This window comes from Duganella margarita, from assembly GCF_009857535.1.
Taxonomy (GTDB): Bacteria; Pseudomonadota; Gammaproteobacteria; order Burkholderiales; family Burkholderiaceae_D; genus Rugamonas; species Rugamonas margarita.
Genome location: NZ_WWCS01000013.1, coordinates 114,805 through 130,136, shown reverse-complemented (window position 1 = coordinate 130,136; position 15,332 = coordinate 114,805). Strand labels below are relative to the sequence as shown.

General features: G+C 65.1%; 12 protein-coding genes and 1 pseudogene. 7 read left to right on the top strand and 6 right to left on the bottom strand.

Annotated elements, in window-relative coordinates:
• Window positions 1-47 precede the first annotated feature (47 nt).
• On the bottom strand, window positions 48-1,685 hold the full coding sequence (locus GTP55_RS19710) for a M28 family metallopeptidase (RefSeq protein ID WP_161046567.1): 1,638 nt from the start codon (window positions 1,683-1,685) through the stop codon (window positions 48-50).
• Window positions 1,686-1,827: 142 nt separating this feature from the next.
• Between GTP55_RS19710 and GTP55_RS30385 the strand changes: the two are divergent.
• From GTP55_RS30385 to GTP55_RS19695, 3 genes and pseudogenes are all read left to right on the top strand, one after another.
• A pseudogene (locus tag GTP55_RS30385) lies at window positions 1,828-2,764 on the top strand (DUF2167 domain-containing protein).
• Between the two features lie 4 nt (window positions 2,765-2,768).
• On the top strand, window positions 2,769-3,482 hold the full coding sequence (locus GTP55_RS19700) for a site-2 protease family protein (protein WP_161046566.1): 714 nt from the start codon (window positions 2,769-2,771) through the stop codon (window positions 3,480-3,482).
• Window positions 3,483-3,543: 61 nt separating this feature from the next.
• Entirely contained in the window at window positions 3,544-4,347 is an 804-nt protein-coding gene (locus GTP55_RS19695) for a DNA-formamidopyrimidine glycosylase family protein (RefSeq protein WP_161046565.1), read from the top strand.
• Here GTP55_RS19695 and GTP55_RS19690 read toward each other — a convergent pair.
• From GTP55_RS19690 to GTP55_RS19675, 4 genes are all read right to left on the bottom strand, one after another.
• Entirely contained in the window at window positions 4,289-5,806 is a 1,518-nt protein-coding gene (locus GTP55_RS19690) for a GntP family permease (RefSeq protein ID WP_161046564.1), read from the bottom strand. The two genes, GTP55_RS19695 and GTP55_RS19690, sit on opposite strands and share 59 nt — an antisense overlap.
• A 76-nt stretch (window positions 5,807-5,882) precedes the next feature.
• Complete coding sequence (locus tag GTP55_RS19685) at window positions 5,883-7,664, bottom strand: hypothetical protein (RefSeq protein WP_161046563.1); 1,782 nt, start codon at window positions 7,662-7,664, stop codon at window positions 5,883-5,885.
• Window positions 7,665-7,667: 3 nt separating this feature from the next.
• Window positions 7,668-8,054, bottom strand: a complete 387-nt coding sequence (locus tag GTP55_RS19680) for a GtrA family protein (protein ID WP_161046562.1) — start codon at window positions 8,052-8,054, stop codon at window positions 7,668-7,670.
• On the bottom strand, window positions 8,047-8,994 hold the full coding sequence (locus GTP55_RS19675; RefSeq protein WP_161046561.1) for a glycosyltransferase: 948 nt from the start codon (window positions 8,992-8,994) through the stop codon (window positions 8,047-8,049). The genes GTP55_RS19680 and GTP55_RS19675 overlap by 8 nt, the downstream gene beginning before the upstream one ends.
• Before the next feature lie 89 nt (window positions 8,995-9,083).
• On the opposite strand from GTP55_RS19675, the gene GTP55_RS19670 reads away from it, so the two are divergent.
• The 4 genes from GTP55_RS19670 to GTP55_RS19655 all read left to right on the top strand — a co-directional run bounded on the left by GTP55_RS19670 (window position 9,084) and on the right by GTP55_RS19655 (window position 12,645).
• A complete protein-coding gene (locus tag GTP55_RS19670) occupies window positions 9,084-10,232 on the top strand; it encodes a TIGR04552 family protein (RefSeq protein ID WP_161046560.1) in 1,149 nt (382 codons plus the stop codon).
• A 204-nt stretch (window positions 10,233-10,436) separates the two neighbouring features.
• The gene (locus GTP55_RS19665; RefSeq protein ID WP_161046559.1) at window positions 10,437-11,426 is read left to right on the top strand and encodes a hypothetical protein; all 990 of its coding nucleotides are present in this window, start codon (window positions 10,437-10,439) and stop codon (window positions 11,424-11,426) included.
• The gene (locus tag GTP55_RS19660) at window positions 11,423-11,845 is read left to right on the top strand and encodes a hypothetical protein (RefSeq protein WP_161046558.1); all 423 of its coding nucleotides are present in this window, start codon (window positions 11,423-11,425) and stop codon (window positions 11,843-11,845) included. Before GTP55_RS19665 ends, GTP55_RS19660 begins: the two co-directional genes overlap by 4 nt.
• Window positions 11,846-12,003: 158 nt before the next feature.
• The gene (locus tag GTP55_RS19655) at window positions 12,004-12,645 is read left to right on the top strand and encodes a hypothetical protein (RefSeq protein WP_161046557.1); all 642 of its coding nucleotides are present in this window, start codon (window positions 12,004-12,006) and stop codon (window positions 12,643-12,645) included.
• Between the two features lie 53 nt (window positions 12,646-12,698).
• On the opposite strand, the gene pepN is transcribed toward GTP55_RS19655, so the two are convergent.
• Entirely contained in the window at window positions 12,699-15,320 is a 2,622-nt protein-coding gene (gene pepN, locus GTP55_RS19650; protein ID WP_161046556.1) for an aminopeptidase N, read from the bottom strand.
• Window positions 15,321-15,332: the final 12 nt, after the last annotated feature.

Below are 15,332 nucleotides of genomic sequence, written 5' to 3'. Positions count from 1 at the left end.
ATTCTATTAAGGTTTAGATAAGTTTGACCAGCTTTTTTTGCATCCGCTTATTTGCGTTCTTTTGCAGTGGCGTCACGCGCGGCGCGGAACTCGGCGTCCTTGGACCAGTTCGGCCAGGCCTTGGAGTCAGCCAGGTCGCGGCCCAGCGCATACAGCAGGCCCAGGTCGTGCGCCATGCTGGCGAAGGTCCAGTCGGCGTGCCATTCGTCGGACGGCTGGTGGTAGTTGTTGGTGTTGTAGTCCGCCTCCAGCTTTTCGCCGGCGGCCACGCCACCTTCCACCAGGTCGTCGCCCGAGCCGTACGAGATGGCCGGTACGCCGCGCTTGGCGAACGGGAAGTGGTCGGAGCGGAAGAAGTGGCCGGCTTCCGGTTTCGGGTCCGGCTTGTACACCAGGTTCCATTCCTTGGCCTTGGCGATCAGCTGGTCCAGCAGATCCAGCTTGGCGCTGCCGGAAATGGTGAAGTTGCGCGTCAGGCCGTGCGGGCTGAGGGCGTCCATATTGATCACGCCGACCGTGGTGGCCAGCGGGTACAGCGGATTGGCAGCGTAGTATTCGGAGCCCAGCAGGCCTTTCTCTTCGGCGGTGACGGCCAGGAAGGCCACGGTGCGTTGCGGCGCCGGCGCCTTGCCGTAGGCGCGCGCCAGTTCCAGCAGCGCGGCGATGCCGGTGCCGTTGTCGACCGCGCCGTTGTAGATCTTGTCGCCCTTGGCGTCCGGCAGGCCCACGCCCAGGTGGTCCCAGTGGCCGCTGTAGATCACGGTTTCCTGCGGACGCTGGACACCGACCACGCGCGCCGCCACGTTCTTCGACACGATCACCTGCGCGTCCACCGCGTAGTGGGCCGACAGCGTGACGTCCTTCAGCTGCACCGGCTTGAAGTCGCGGGTTTGCGCCTGCTTCTTGAGCGCCTCGAAATCCAGGCCGCCGCGCTTGAACAGGTCGACCGCCAGGTCGCGCTGGATCCACGCTTCCATCGGCGCATGCGCCTCGGCCGGCTTCTTGCGCACGATGTCGTACATGACGTTGGTGTTGGAGTTCTTGACCGTGTTCCAGCCATACGAAGCCGGCGCGGTTTCGTGCACGATGATGGTGCCCAGCGCGCCGCGGCGCGCCATCTCTTCATACTTGTAGGTCCAGCGGCCGTAGTAGGTCATGGCCTTGCCGCCGAAGTCGCCCTGGCCGGTTTCGAAGTCGGGGTCGTTGATCAGCACCACCGCCAGCTTGCCCTTCAGGTCCTGGCCCTTGAAGTCGTCCCACTGGCGCTCCGGCGCGGTGACGCCGTAGCCGACGAACACCAGCGGCGCATTCTTGAAGTTGACCAGCTTGGCGCCATTCATCGCGGCGCGCACCGCCAGGTCGTCGCCCTGGCGCAGCGGCTGCACGGTCTTGCCGTCGTTGACGCTCAGCGTCACCGGGCCCTTGATTTCAAAGCGGCCCAGCGGCACGTCCTGGGTCCAGCTGCGCTGGCCTTTGACCACGTCGCCGCCCGGCTTCAGGCCGGCGGCCTTGAATTGTTCGATCAGGTAGGCGACGGTTTTGGTTTCGCCGGCGGTGTGCGGACCGCGGCCTTCAAATGCGTCCGACGACAGCACTTTGACGTCTTGCGACAGGCGTTTGGCGTCGATCTCCGGTGCGCTGGCGGCGTGCGCGCCAAAGGCGACCAGCAGCGACAGGGCAAGCATGGTTTTTTTCAATCTGGGCTCCCTCAAGGGTAGTACGTGAATCGGCAATACTGCCACGAATAAATGTTGGCGACAATGTCATAAGTAATTACCAAATCGAAAAGTTTCCTGCAGGATACTGCTTTTATGACAAGGAGTTTGTATGCGCCGTCTCTTCACCGCCCTGCTTTGCCTGATCCTGGCCGCCGCGCTGCCGGCGCAGGCCGCCGATCCGGCCGCTTCGGCGCCGCAAATATCGGCGCAGCAGTTCCTCGCGTCGCTGACCTTCCGCCAAGGCCAGATAAAGCTGCCGGGCGAAATCGCCACGCTGAACCTGCCGGCCAGCTTCCGCTACCTCGATCCGGCCGACACCGAAAAACTGATCACCGACGGCTGGGGCAATCCACCGGGCGCCAAGACGCTGGGCATGATCGTGCGGGCCGACGTCAATCCGCTCAGCGAGGCAGGCTGGGGCGTGGTGGTCACCTATGACAAGGACGGCCACGTCAAGGACGACGACGCCGACAAGATCAACTACACCGACCTGCTGAAGGACATGCAGGAAGGCATGGCCGAGAACAACAAGGCGCCAGGAACAGGGCTATGCGCCGATGGCGCTGGTCGGCTGGGCCGAGCAGCCCAGCTACGACAAGGGCCAGCACAAGCTGTACTGGGCCAAGGAGCTGCATACCGACGGCAGCAAGGAAAACGGCTTGAACTACAACATTCGGGTGCTGGGCCGCGAGGGCGTACTGGTGCTCAACGCCGTGTCCGGCATGGCGCAGATCGCCCAGGTCAAGCAAGAGATGAAGAAGGTCACCGCCTTCACCGAGTTCACGCCGGGCAACCGCTACACCGACTTCAACGCCAGCACCGACAAGGTGGCCGAGTACGGCCTGGCGGCGCTGGTGGCGGGCGGCGTCGCGGCCAAGCTGGGCTTCTTCGGCAAGCTCTTCGCGCTGCTGCTGGCGTTCAAGAAGGTGCTGCTGCTGGGCGTGGCGGCGGCGGGCAGCTGGATCTACAAGCTGCTGGGCCGCAAGAAGGCCGCCAAGGGCGAGGAACCGGCCGCTGCTCCGGTCGACCTGAGCAAGCCGGAGTAAGACCATGGGCAAGTTGATCATCTGGCTGCTGGCGGCCGGCAAGATGGGCAAGCTGCTGATGACCTGCGGCACCATGCTGCTGTCCATCGTGGCGTACAGCTGGATTTATGGCTGGCGTTACGCGGTCGGTTTCGTGGCGCTGATTTTCGTCCACGAGATGGGCCATTACGCGGCGGCGCGCCAGCGCGGGCTGGAGGTCGGCGCGCCGACCTTTATCCCCTTCGTCGGCGCCTGGATCGCGCTCAAGCAGCTGCCGCATGACGTCGAGACCGAAGCCTACATCGGCTTTGCCGGGCCGCTGGCCGGTACGCTGGCGGCGGTGGCCTGCTACTTCCTCGCCCGCGACCAGGACAGCAGCCTGCTGCTGGCGCTGGCCTATGCCGGCTGCATGATCAACCTGTTCAACCTGATCCCGGTCTCGCCGCTCGATGGCGGCCGCATCACGGCCATCATCTCGCCCAAGGTGTGGCTGGCCGGCGTGCCGCTGCTGGCGGCGCTGTTCTTCTACCACCCGAGCCCGATGCTGATCCTGGTGGCGGTGCTGGCCTATCCGCAGCTGAAGGAAGCCATCTGGGGCGATCCCGCCAAGGACGCCAGCTACTACACCGTGCCGCGCGACACCCGCATCAACTACAGCGTGATGTACCTCGCCCTGGTGGCATTCCTGGCGATGATGAGTTACAGCATCCACAATCTGCTGGACGGCTCGGTGAGCTAGCGTACAGTCCGGCCACGGCGGCGCGGCGACACTGGAGGCCAGTATCCAGTGGAGAGAGGCCATGCCGGAAGGACCGTCGATTGTCATTTTGCGCGAAGCGGCCGAGGGTTTTGCCGGCCGCACCATCACGCGCGCCAGCGGCAACAGCAAGGGCGTGGATTTCGCCGCGCTGGAGGGACAGCCAATCGTGGCGCTGCGCAGCTGGGGCAAGCATTTCCTGATCCAGCTGCCGACGCTGGCCCTGCGCATCCATTTGCTGATGTTCGGCAGCTACCGCATCAACGAACGCAAGGACGCCGTGCCGCGCCTGAGCTTGGGTTTCGACGACGGCGACGAGTTCAATTTCTACACCTGCTCGGTCAAGACGCTGCCGCCGGATCTCGACGCGCAGTACGACTGGCGCATCGATGTGATGGCGGACCAGTGGGACCCCAGAGTGGTGCTGAAAAAGCTGCGCGCCCAGCCGGGCATGCTGGTGTGCGACGCCGCGCTGGACCAGGAGATTTTTTCCGGCGCCGGTAATATCTTCAAGAACGAGGTGCTGTTCCGCATCCGCGTCCATCCGCTGTCGACGGTCGGCGCGCTGTCGGCCGCCAAGCAGCGCGAACTGGTCGCCGAGATGCGCGCCTACGCCTTCGATTTCCTGCGCTGGAAGAAGGCGTTCGTGCTCAAGCAGCACTGGCAGGCGCACACCAGGCGCATCTGCCCGCGCTGCGACATCCCGTTCCACAAGGCGCATCTGGGCAAGACCCGGCGCCGCAGCTTTTTCTGCACCCGCTGCCAGAAGCAGTATCCGCCCGCCGCGCTTACACCAGCCCGGTCAGATAGTAGACCGCGATCACAAAGAACACTGCCAGCGTCTTGATCACGGTGATACCGAAGATGTCGCGGTAGGACTGGCGGTGCGTCAGGCCGGTGACCGCCAGCAGCGTGATGACGGCGCCGTTGTGCGGCAAGGTGTCCATGCCGCCGCTGGCCATGGCCACCACCCGGTGCATCACTTCCAGCGGGATGTGGGCGGCGTCGGCGGCCTTGATGAACTGGTCCGACATGGCGGCTAGCGCAATGCTCATGCCGCCCGAGGCGGAACCAGTGATGCCCGCCAGCGCGGTCACCGAGACGGCGGCGTTGACCAGCGGATTGGGCACGCTGCGCAGCGCTTCGCTGACCGACAGGAAGCCCGGCAGCGCGGCGATGACGCCGCCGAAGCCGTATTCGGACGCGGTGTTCATCGCCGCCAGCAATGCGCCGCCGACGGCCGCCTTGGTGCCGTCGGCGAAGCTGACGCGGATGCGGCCGAAGGCGGTGGCGATGGTCAGCAGGATGCCGAGCAGCAGCGCGCCTTCCACCGCCCAGATGCCGATCACCGATTTGATGGTCAGCGTGACCGGCGCGTGCAGGCCCGGCAAGGCGTCGGCTGTGAGGGCGTAATTGTCGCCGTACCAGCCGGGGATCAGTTTGGTCAGCACGAAATTGGCGACGCCGACCAGCACCAGCGGCGCCACCGACAGCAGCGGATGCGGCAGGTTGCCGCGCGCAGCGACGGGTACTGTAGCGCCGGCTGTGGCGCCAGTGCCGGCCGACGCGGCAGGGACGCCAGCGGCCGCTGTCGGCATGGCGCCGGTTGTGGCGACGGGCGCGTTGCCGGCGGGTGCGACCGGCACGTTGGTGGCCGGCGTGGCGGAGTCATAGCCCTCCCCCGTCGCCATCGCCGAGCGGCGGCGCCATTCGAGGAACGCCAGGCCAGCGGCCAGCGTGGCGATCGAGCCGATCACGCCCAGCGACGGCGCCGCCCAGCCGGTGGTCTTGAAGAACGTGGTCGGGATAATATTCTGGATCTGCGGCGTGCCCGGCAAGGTATCCATGGTGAACGAAAACGCCCCCAGCGCAATCGCGCCCGGCATCAGCCGCTTGGGGATATTGCTCTGCTTGTACAGCTCGGCGGCAAACGGGTACACGGCAAACACCACCACAAACAGCGATACGCCGCCATACGTCAGCAGCGCGCACACCAGCACGATGACGGCGTTGGCGCGCGAGCGGCCGATGTACTTGATGGCGGCCACCACGATCGCTTCCGAAAAGCCCGACAGCTCGATCAGCTTGCCGAACACCGCGCCCAGCAAGAACACCGGGAAGTACAGCTTGATGAAGCCGACCATCTTGTCCATGAAGATGCCGCTGAACACCGGCGCCACCGCGCCCGGATCGGTCAGCAGCACCGCGCCCAGCGCGGCCACCGGGGCAAACAGGATCACGCTGTAGCCGCGATACGCGGCCAGCATCAGGAACGCCAGCGCGGCAAGGACGATCAGGAAGGACATGCGGACTCCGGGACGTGGTGGGATCCCGGATATTGTAGTGCTTATTACAACACCGTGCTGTTCTTTCCGCCTCCGCTTAAGGAGACAGCCGGCGTACCCGGCACCACTGGTAAGGATACGGCTCGCGCCCCACCGCCGCCGGATAGATAACACAGCTGGCGGCGTCGATGCCGAGGCCGAAGCGCGCCAGCTCCCGCGCCGCGGCGTGCACCACGGCGCGGTCCTGCGCGGCCAGGTCGAGCTGGAAGGCCGGCAACAGGTCCAGCGTGCAGCCGCCGGCCGGCAATTGCCGCAGGCTGGCCTGGAAGTGTAGGTGACGCGTCAGCCACGCCAGCCGCCCGCAACCGGCCGCATCGGCGGTCAGGCCCAGCGCGGTGGCCGCGGCCAGCTTGCGCTCCAGCGCCGACTGCCGCTCGTTTTTGCTGGCCGACAGCATCACGTAATGCGGCCCCGGGCGCTCGGCAATGACGTCGCGCAGGCGCTGCACGTAGCCGGCCGATTCCGGCATGCCGCCCAGCCGCACGATCCGCGCCGGCGCCGGCATGAACATCGCCAGCCAGCCCAGCGGCGGATGCTGCTGGGCGATGAAGATCACGCTGGCGGCCGGCGCCGCCAGCGACGGCCGCTGCGCGCTAAAGCTTTGTGCTCCCCAGCTGGCGTGGCCCCAGTTGGCCACCGGGAACACAGCTACGGCCAGCAGCGCCACCACCCAGCCCGCCACCCGGCGTGCGCTCGGCGCCGTGCGCAGCACGCCGTGCACGGCCAGCCAGATGACGATCGGCGCCAGCAGCTCCAGCGGAATCAGGTAGCGCTGGATGCTGAACAGCCGCAACCACACTAGGTACGACAGGGCGACAAACAGCAGCACGAACACGTGGCGGCGCTCGGCCGTGCGGCGCAGCAGCTGCACGCCGCCGCAGCCCAACACCAGCACGTACATCACCGGCCACAGCCACAATTTCATCGGCAGTTCGCCGACCCGCAGCGGGTTCAGCGCAAACACGAACGGCCACAGCAGATTTTCCAGCACGCCCTGCGGCAGGAAAATGCTGGGAATCACGCCGCCTTCCGCCGCCAGCGGACTGTGGAACAGGTTGTTAAATTGCGGAAACAGCGGATTGCCGAAAGTGTGCCACATCGTCATGAACCACCAGCCGGCGCTGACGGCCATGCCGCCGAGCACGCCGACGCCGAACACCGACGCCAGCCGCAGCCGCTGCCACCAGCGCTGCGGCGTCACCAGCAGCGCCAGGCACAGGCCGGCGGCATAGACGGCGTTGGTCAGCTTCAGGCCGGTGCCGACGCCCATCACCAGGCCGGCCGCCAGCGCTGCCAGCAGCGCCCGCCAGCCCCAGTGCTGCAGGGCGGACCAATGGCGCAGCAGCAGGTACAAGGCCCCCAGCACCGTCAGCGCGGTCAGGTTGTCGCCCATGGTGTTACCCAGCTCGCTAAGGAAGCCAGGCGTCAGCAGGCCGGCTGCGGCCAGCAGCAGCGCACGGCGGGCGTCGCCGGCCACGCCCGGCAACTGGCGCGCGATAGCGGCCAGCAGCACAAAGTTCAGGCCGTGCAATCCCCCCATCAGGAACCCGACCAGGCGCGGTGGGCACCACTGCGTCAGGAAATAATACGGAAGTTCGATGGTGGGATTGAAATAGCTCTGGAAGCCGCCCGGCGCCAAGTCGAAACCGATGCGGTCATGCATCAGCGCATAGACGTTATACAGGTGGTAGTTGCGCATGTCCCAGCCATCGTCCTGGCCGTTCATGACCGACAGCAGGCCGCATAGCAGCGGGACCAGCACGGCGGCGGCCAGGCCGGCGCGCGGGTGGTTCAGGAAAGCAAAGCGGAGCAGTTTCATAAATCAGGATTTGAAGACAAACAATTTGGCGCTGAGGAAATTCACCAGCATGCCGGCCAGCGACCCGACCGCCACCCCCAGCGCCGGCAGCCACAGCGCCGGCGCCAGGCACCACAGCGTCAGCCAGTAGGCCGCCAGATTCAGCGCCGCGCCGCCGCTCATTGCCGCCAAGTAGCGCCACCATTCGCGCCATGGTGCGGCGGTGGGCGCGAACGTGTAGCGCCGGTTCAGGCGCCAGGTGACCCAGACCGCCGTCAGGAACGACAGCAGCCGGCCCGGATACGGACCACTGCCCAGCGCCAGCGCCCCATACAGCACCGCCACGTCGGCGCCGAAGCCGATCGCGCCGATCACGACAAAGCGCAGCAGCTGGCGCACCACCCTAGTCATGCTCGGGCAGCGCCGGCGCCGGCCGTGCCAGGTAGGCAAAACGCTTTTGCTCGATGCGGCCCTTGGTGACCGCGTCGAGGATGATGCCGCACATCAGCAGGATCACGCCGAACAGCATCAGCGCGGTGCACAGCACGGCGGTCGGCAGGCGTGGCACCAGGCCGGTGCGCAGATAGGTCGCGGCCAACGGTGCGGCCAGGATCAGCGACAGCAGCGCGCACAGCGCCGCGCCGATCGCATAGAACGCCAGCGGCCGCTCGGACTTGAACAGGCGCACGATGGTGCTGAGGATGCGCGCGCCGTCACGGTAGGTGTTGAGCTTGCTGACCGAGCCGGCCGGCCGCGCTTTGTAGATGGTGGCCACTTCCGCCACCGGCATGCGCAGCGCCAGCGCGTGCACCGTCAGTTCGGTCTCGATTTCAAAGCCGGACGAGTGGGCCGCAAACGATTTGACGTAGCGCCGCGAAAACACCCGGTAGCCGGACAGAATGTCGGTAAAGGTGCGCCCAAAGATCAGCGACACGAAGCCGGTCAGTAAGGCATTGCCGACGCGATGGCCGGGACGGTAGGCCGCCGCTTCGTTGCTGACGCGGTTGCCCACCACCATGTCCAGCCCGTCAACCAGCAGCCGTTCGATCAGTTGCGGCGCCACGCTGACGTCATAGGTATCGTCGCCGTCGGCCATGATATAGGCATCGGCATCGATATCGGCAAACATGCGCCGCACCACGCTGCCCTTGCCCTGCGCCGGCACATTGCGCACGATGGCGCCGGCGGCGCGCGCGATCTGCGCCGTGCCGTCGGTTGAATTGTTATCGAACACATAGATCTGCGCCTGCGGCACGTGGGTGCGGAAGTCGCCCACGATGGCGCCGATGGTCAATGCCTCGTTGTAACAAGGCAGCAGAACGGCAATGCGGGGAGTGCGGGGAAGCGTCATAAGCTGCTGATCACAAATAAAGCCGCTATTATAGTTCCAACCGACAATCTATTATTATAAAAGTAATGCGGCTGCTGGAGACACACGCCATGACTGAATTGCACCCCTCGCTCAAGAGCGCGGGCAAGCTGTCGCTGAACTGGAGCTATCTGGACGCCATCGCCAACGGCAAGTCGGCGATCGACCTCGGCGCGCTGGCCTTGCGCAACCTGCACGACGCCCGCCAGTTCGTGCGCGAATACGGTTTCGACCTCGACCAGCCGGCGGCCGTCGCGCTGATCCGCCATGCTCATGCCGAGGCGGTCGACTTCATCCGCGCCACCTTCCTGGCGCCGGCGCAGGCCGGCCTGATCCCGCCCGAGGTGGCCACGCCGGACGATCCGCTCAACCTGCTGGTGTATGCGTCGCTGCGCGGCCAGCAGGTCGATGTGCGGCGCATGTGGGCCTGCGTGGTGCTGAAGGTAATGCACGGCATCTTCTACATCGACAACAACCTGAAGCTGCGGCATTTCCACGCGATCCGCGCCCAGGTGTTCGGCACGCTGGACGAGGTGATCCGCCAGCAGGGCGAGCAGCACTACCTGACCGACGGCGAAGTCTGCCTGCCGCTGCTGCACTACGACCGCAAGGACAACAAGGGCCGCAACAGCATCCTGCTCAAGCTGCTGCAAAAGGCGGCCTACCTGGCCGCCGATATCTTTGACCATCTGGGCGTGCGGCTGGTGTTTGCCACCCGCGCCGAATGCCTGCTGGCCCTGCGCACCTTGCAGCGCGCGCATGTGCTGTCGGTGACCAATGTCGATGCCGAGCGCAGCCGCAACACGCTGCTGGACCTGGACGCGGCCAAGCAGGTGTTCTGCAAATACCGCGCACAGCTGGAGCGCGCCGACCGCTACCCGCTGGACCTGCTGCGGCAGATGGATAGCGAACTGGCCGACATCGCCCAGCCGCAGACGCGCTGCGACAATCCGCACAGCGGCAGCGGTTTCAATAGCATCCAGGTGACGGTGCGCAAGATGATCCACGTGCAACAACTGGATGCGGCGCCGGAACAGGACTACGACGTCGGCTTTTTCTTCGAGTACGAAATCCAGCTGATGGACGAAGCCAGCTACCAGCGCAGCCTGAGCGGGCCGGCCAGCCACGCCGCCTACAAGCAGCGCCAGGTCGACACCGCCCGCACCCGCGTCTTCGGCCGCGACCTGCTGCGCTGGCTCGAACACCAGCCGCCCGTCTGAGCCGCCACCAACGCCGCGCCGCATCGCCGTGCCCCAGGCCGCCTGTCGCCCGTCACGCTCGCCCCTCCTCCCTGCCGCGTCGCTTGCCGTTGCCCGGCGCCACTTGCGCTCACGTGCCGCCTCACCGTCCGACGTGGCCAGCGGTGCGCCGTCGCTGGCGGCAATGCTTTACGCTTTTGCCTCATGCGTACCCTGACTTTTCTGATGGTTCTCTTGCTGGCTGGCAGCGCCGCCGCCCAAACCGCCGCGCCCAGCGTCACGGTCGCCGCCACGCGCGACCCGGTCGACAAGTCCTACCGCAAAATGCTGGCCGGCATGGACATCTTCGAGCGCAACCACGCACTGGCGCCGCAAGCCACGCTGCGCTTCCAGATGCTGCCGCGCCTGCCCACCACGCAACTGGACGGCATCACCTTGCGCGTTGCCGGCGACACCGTCTCGCTGCCCGTAGCAGTCGCCGCCGACCACACCTTCACGCTGGACCGCAACGCCCAAGCTCAACAGGAAGACGCCGCCCTGATCGCCAGCCGCAAAACCAGCACCCTCACCTGGCGCGCCCAGGTCCGCAGCCCCAACGTCCCGGACGGCATGCGCCGCCTCGGCGACCTGCGGCTGGAATGCCTGGTCGGCGTTGAAGCCGGCCTGCTGTCCAACAACGCCCAGGTCTTCGCCTGGCTGGGCGAGCTGTTCACCAGTCCCGACCGCGTCTGCAACAGCCCGGAAGGCAACTACCTGTTCTTTGCCGAACGCCCCGTCTTCGCCATCACGCTGCGCGACGGCGATCGCCGCGCCACCCTGCCCTTGCGCGCCCTGTACGCCGGCGGCACGCAAACACTGTCCACCCTGCCCTACTGCGACTGCCAGGTGCTGCTGGACCGCAGTTACTACGCCCCCATCTGGGACCGCAGCTGGCCTGACGACACCCTGCTCGCCTTCGACGACATGGACAGCCCGCCCGGTCCCGCCGACACCGCCATCGCCGCCGACCACGCCACCACCGCCCAGATGCGCGCCCGCCTCGGCCCGGCGCAAACCATCAACTTTGACAGCGGCTACCAGATCTGGCGTTACACTTACCCACCCGCGCGCAACGGTGAGCAGCCGGCCGAATTCACCATCCTGTTCGGCCCCGACGGCGTCGCACGCAAGGCGCGCCTGCGCGAACCCACTCTTGAACCAGGACCGAAGCCATGACCAAACTGTCCCACACCCTGCGCCTGGCCACCGCCAGCCTGCTAGTCCTCACTGCCTGCGCCGGTGCCCGCCAGACTGTCCCGACGCCCGCGCCTGAAAGCCCGACGGCCGCGCTGTGGCAGCAAATCCAGTCCGCCAACAGCAACCTCAGTTGCGACAACGACAGCCAGTGCCACAGTATTGGCGTCGGCGCCAAGTCATGCGGCGGCCCGGAAAACTACCTCGCCTGGTCCAGCAAAAACAACGACGGCGCCAAGCTCAAATCGTTGATCGAACTGCACTCCGCCGCCCGCCGCGCCGACAACAACCGCAACGCCACCATGTCCACCTGCATCGCCACCAGCGACCCCGGCGCCACCTGCCGCGCCGGCACCTGCGTCCTCACCGCCCACGACATCGCCCCGCCGCCAGGAAAATAATTCCGGCGCTATACACACAGGGGCTACCCCACCCCGCCCCCTGTGGATTTCGTTCTATTTTCTATTCTATTTTGCTTCTGCTTTTTCTATTTTCTTCTGCAATTGAACTTTGCAGAAAATTACCGATCTAAATAGAAGAAAATAGAAGGAGAAATAGAATGAAATCCACAATGAGTCTGCACATAGAGACCGACACCCTCCTCCGCCTTATCTCGCATCTGAAACGACGCGGCGGCACGCAAGACATTTCACAATCCATCAACAGCGCAATAGAACTCTGGCTCGGCGAGCAAGCCAGACTGACCAAAGGCTGCGATCCCGCCAATGTGCGCGGCTACCAATGGAAATCATTGTTCCTCCCCGAGGGCACAGAACTGCACACCTGGAGCTACGGCGATCACAACTACGCACGCGTGGTAGGCGACGACATCATCCACAAAGGCAGGCCAGTCACACCCAACCAGTTCGCCCAATCCTTCGCTCGCACTACGCGCAACGCCTGGACCGACTTGAGCATCAAACGCCCTGAAGACAAACAATTCAGGAAAGCCCATCTGCTGCGCAAAGAAGTGGAAAGAGAACAATCCCAACCTCAGCCAGCCGGCGCCAGCACGGCCGCAGCGCTATCCGAAACCTCCGCGCTGGCCCTCCTGACAACGTTACAGTCGCAGCTAGTCGCTTCCCAACCGCCGCCACCTGCGCCGCCCGCACCGCCACGCGACACCACACCCGGCCAAGGCTGGAACTTGCCGGAGCGCCGCAAGATGCGCTTCCGCATTGAAGACATCGCATTTGAATAAAAAAAAGCCAGCCGAACGAACGGCTGGCTTTCAGACTCAACAACCCGCGCGGATTAGTGCGCCGTCATCGCCTGCTTGATGGCGACGCAGCGCGCATCTTCCTGGCGCGTGACCAGCAGCGCGCGGCGCGTGCCGTTCGACAGCTCCGGCAACTTGGCAATCGCCGCATCCAGACGCTGCACGCTGGCCGGCGTGCAAGTCGCCGGAATCATCGACGCCGCATACGCACGCATGTAGACCGGCCCCGCCGCCTTGTCCACCGCACCCAGCGTGTCCAGACGCTGCTGCGCCGTCAGCTCATTCAGCGCGCTTTGCTCGGGCGGATACATGCTGCCCATTGCCGTGCGCACCTTGGAGAACGGCAGCTTGGTCTGCAGATCGGCAATCGTCGTCGCCCACTCGGTCTTGACCTTGCCTTCGGGACGAACCACGGTTGCCGCAATCGCCGCCTGCTGGCCGCTATCGGACTTGTCACGCGCCTGCTCGGCCACCACCAGCGCCTCGCTGCCTGGATACGCCATGCGGCTCAGGCGGCGGATGATCTCCCAGCGCACATCCTGCGACACGTTCAGCCCCTTGACCACCAGCTTGCCGTTCAGGATATCCGCCAACTGACGCAACGCTGCCGGGCTGGAAGCCAGCCCCACATAGGTCGAGAACCAGCGGCGCTGGAAGTTGCTGTCGGTGGCCGACTTGGTCGCCGCAAACGCCATCTGCTCCAGCTGCACGCCCACCTTGGTCTGGTATGCCGATGGGCCTTGCGCCTCCAGATAACCCTTCGACGCCCGCACCTTGTCGACGATATTGCCCAGCAGCGTGTAATCCTTCTCGGCCGGCGCGTTGGCCAGCACGGTTTTCAGGAAATCGTTCAGCGGCAGCTGCGCCGAGCGCACGCCATCCCACAGACTCTGCCACAACATCGAACGCAACAGCGGATCATCCACCTTGCTCAGGCTGGACTGCGCCGTCGCAAACGATTTTTTATCCAGCTGCACCTGCGCAAAGCCCCAGTCCTGGTAGTTCGGATACACCAGCTCCGGACACGCCGCGCCCTTCAGCTCCGGCACTTCGGTCGCCGCACCCTTGTAGGTGATCGCCACATTCTTGCTCCGGCTCAGACCATGCGCCGTCAGATTGAACAGGCCCACCTGCACGCGCTGCTCGCGCAACGTCGGCAGTTCCTTGCTCGGCGCGCTCTGGCGCAGCGTGAAGGCGCCGACCTTGCCGCCGGCGCAGCTGAAATCGGCCGCGATGGTGTTCACGCCCGGCTCATACAGCCACTCCTTGGTCCAGCCGCTCAGATCGCGGTTGGCCGCTTCCGCCAGACTGCCGATGAAATTATCCAGCGTCGCATTCTGATACTGGTACTTGACCAGATAGTTATGCACGCCCTTGCGGAACACCTCTTCGCCCAGCAGGTGACGCAACTGCTTCAGCGTCGACGCGCCTTTCGAATAGGTGATGGCATCGATGTTATCGAACGCATTCGCGGTCGACGGCACCGGCGTCTCGATCGCGTGCGTGGTTACGCGCTGATCCTGCACATACGCCGCCTGCTTGCCGCCCGAATAAAAGGCCTGCCACGAATTGGTGAACTCGGTCGACTCGGCCGTCGCCAGCGTGCCCATGAAGGACGCAAAGCTCTCGTTCAGCCACAAGCCGTTCCACCACTTCATGGTCACCAGATCGCCGAACCACTGGTGCGCCATCTCGTGCATGATGACGCCGGCCAGCGATTCCTTCTGCGCCGTCGTCATCTCTTCCTTGTGCAGGAAGCTGCCTTCGCCGAAGGTGATCGCGGCGGCATTTTCCATCGCGCCGTACAGGAAGTCCGGCACCAGCAGCTGGTCATACTTCTCGAACTGGTACGGCACGCCGAAGTACTGGTCGAAGAAGCCCAGGCCGGCCTTGGTGTACTTGAACCAGTCCTGCGGCGACACCTGCGACGCCACCGACTGGCGCGCGAACAGGCGCATCGGATACTTGCCGCTATTGTCCTCCCACACCTTGTACGGACCGGCGTGCATCGAGAAGTTATACGGGCTCAGTTTCTTCGAGCGCGGGAAGGTCCACAGCTTGCCGCCATCGGCATCCTTGACGCTGGTCTCGCGCATGGTGGACGACACCACCCAGTCGGCCGGCGTGCTGACGGTGACCTGATACGTGCCCTTCAGATCCGGCTGGTCGAACACCGGGAACATCTGATGCGCCGCAGCCGGCTCGAAGTGCGAGTAGGTGTAGACGCGGCCATCGACCGGATCGACCATGCGGTGCAGGCCCTCGCCGTTGGTGCTGTGCAGACGGCTGTAGGCGATGGTGACGGTATTGCGGCCGGCCACCAGATCGGCGGCGGCCAGCGTGATGAACCACTGGTTGTATTGCGGCGTCACGGCCTTGCCGTTGACGGTCAGGCTGGCGATGGTCGCCTTGTCCAGATCGATGGTCAGCGGCTGCGACGCATCCTTCAGGTCGAAACTCAGCGTGGTGGTGCCGCTGAAGCTTTCCTTGCCGGTCAGCGCGAACGCCAGCGTGTAGTCGACATTGCTGACGCGCGCCGAACGGGCAGCAGCGTCGGTCTGCGACAGATAAGCGTTTTCCGCGCGTGGCGCCACGTCAGCCGCGTGTGCCGCACCAAAGGCCAGTGCCACCGAAGCGGCGATCAGATACTTTTTCATTGACTCTCCCGA

Coding starts and splice junctions, on each gene's coding strand:
- GTP55_RS19710 (WP_161046567.1), bottom strand. CDS start 1,685: ATGCTTGCCCTGTCGCTGCTGGTCGCCTTTGGCGCGCACGCCGCCAGC.
- GTP55_RS19700 (WP_161046566.1), top strand. CDS start 2,769: ATGGGCAAGTTGATCATCTGGCTGCTGGCGGCCGGCAAGATGGGCAAG.
- GTP55_RS19695 (WP_161046565.1), top strand. CDS start 3,544: ATGCCGGAAGGACCGTCGATTGTCATTTTGCGCGAAGCGGCCGAGGGT.
- GTP55_RS19690 (WP_161046564.1), bottom strand. CDS start 5,806: ATGTCCTTCCTGATCGTCCTTGCCGCGCTGGCGTTCCTGATGCTGGCC.
- GTP55_RS19685 (WP_161046563.1), bottom strand. CDS start 7,664: ATGAAACTGCTCCGCTTTGCTTTCCTGAACCACCCGCGCGCCGGCCTG.
- GTP55_RS19680 (WP_161046562.1), bottom strand. CDS start 8,054: ATGACTAGGGTGGTGCGCCAGCTGCTGCGCTTTGTCGTGATCGGCGCG.
- GTP55_RS19675 (WP_161046561.1), bottom strand. CDS start 8,994: ATGACGCTTCCCCGCACTCCCCGCATTGCCGTTCTGCTGCCTTGTTAC.
- GTP55_RS19670 (WP_161046560.1), top strand. CDS start 9,084: ATGACTGAATTGCACCCCTCGCTCAAGAGCGCGGGCAAGCTGTCGCTG.
- GTP55_RS19665 (WP_161046559.1), top strand. CDS start 10,437: ATGGTTCTCTTGCTGGCTGGCAGCGCCGCCGCCCAAACCGCCGCGCCC.
- GTP55_RS19660 (WP_161046558.1), top strand. CDS start 11,423: ATGACCAAACTGTCCCACACCCTGCGCCTGGCCACCGCCAGCCTGCTA.
- GTP55_RS19655 (WP_161046557.1), top strand. CDS start 12,004: ATGAAATCCACAATGAGTCTGCACATAGAGACCGACACCCTCCTCCGC.
- pepN (WP_161046556.1), bottom strand. CDS start 15,320: ATGAAAAAGTATCTGATCGCCGCTTCGGTGGCACTGGCCTTTGGTGCG.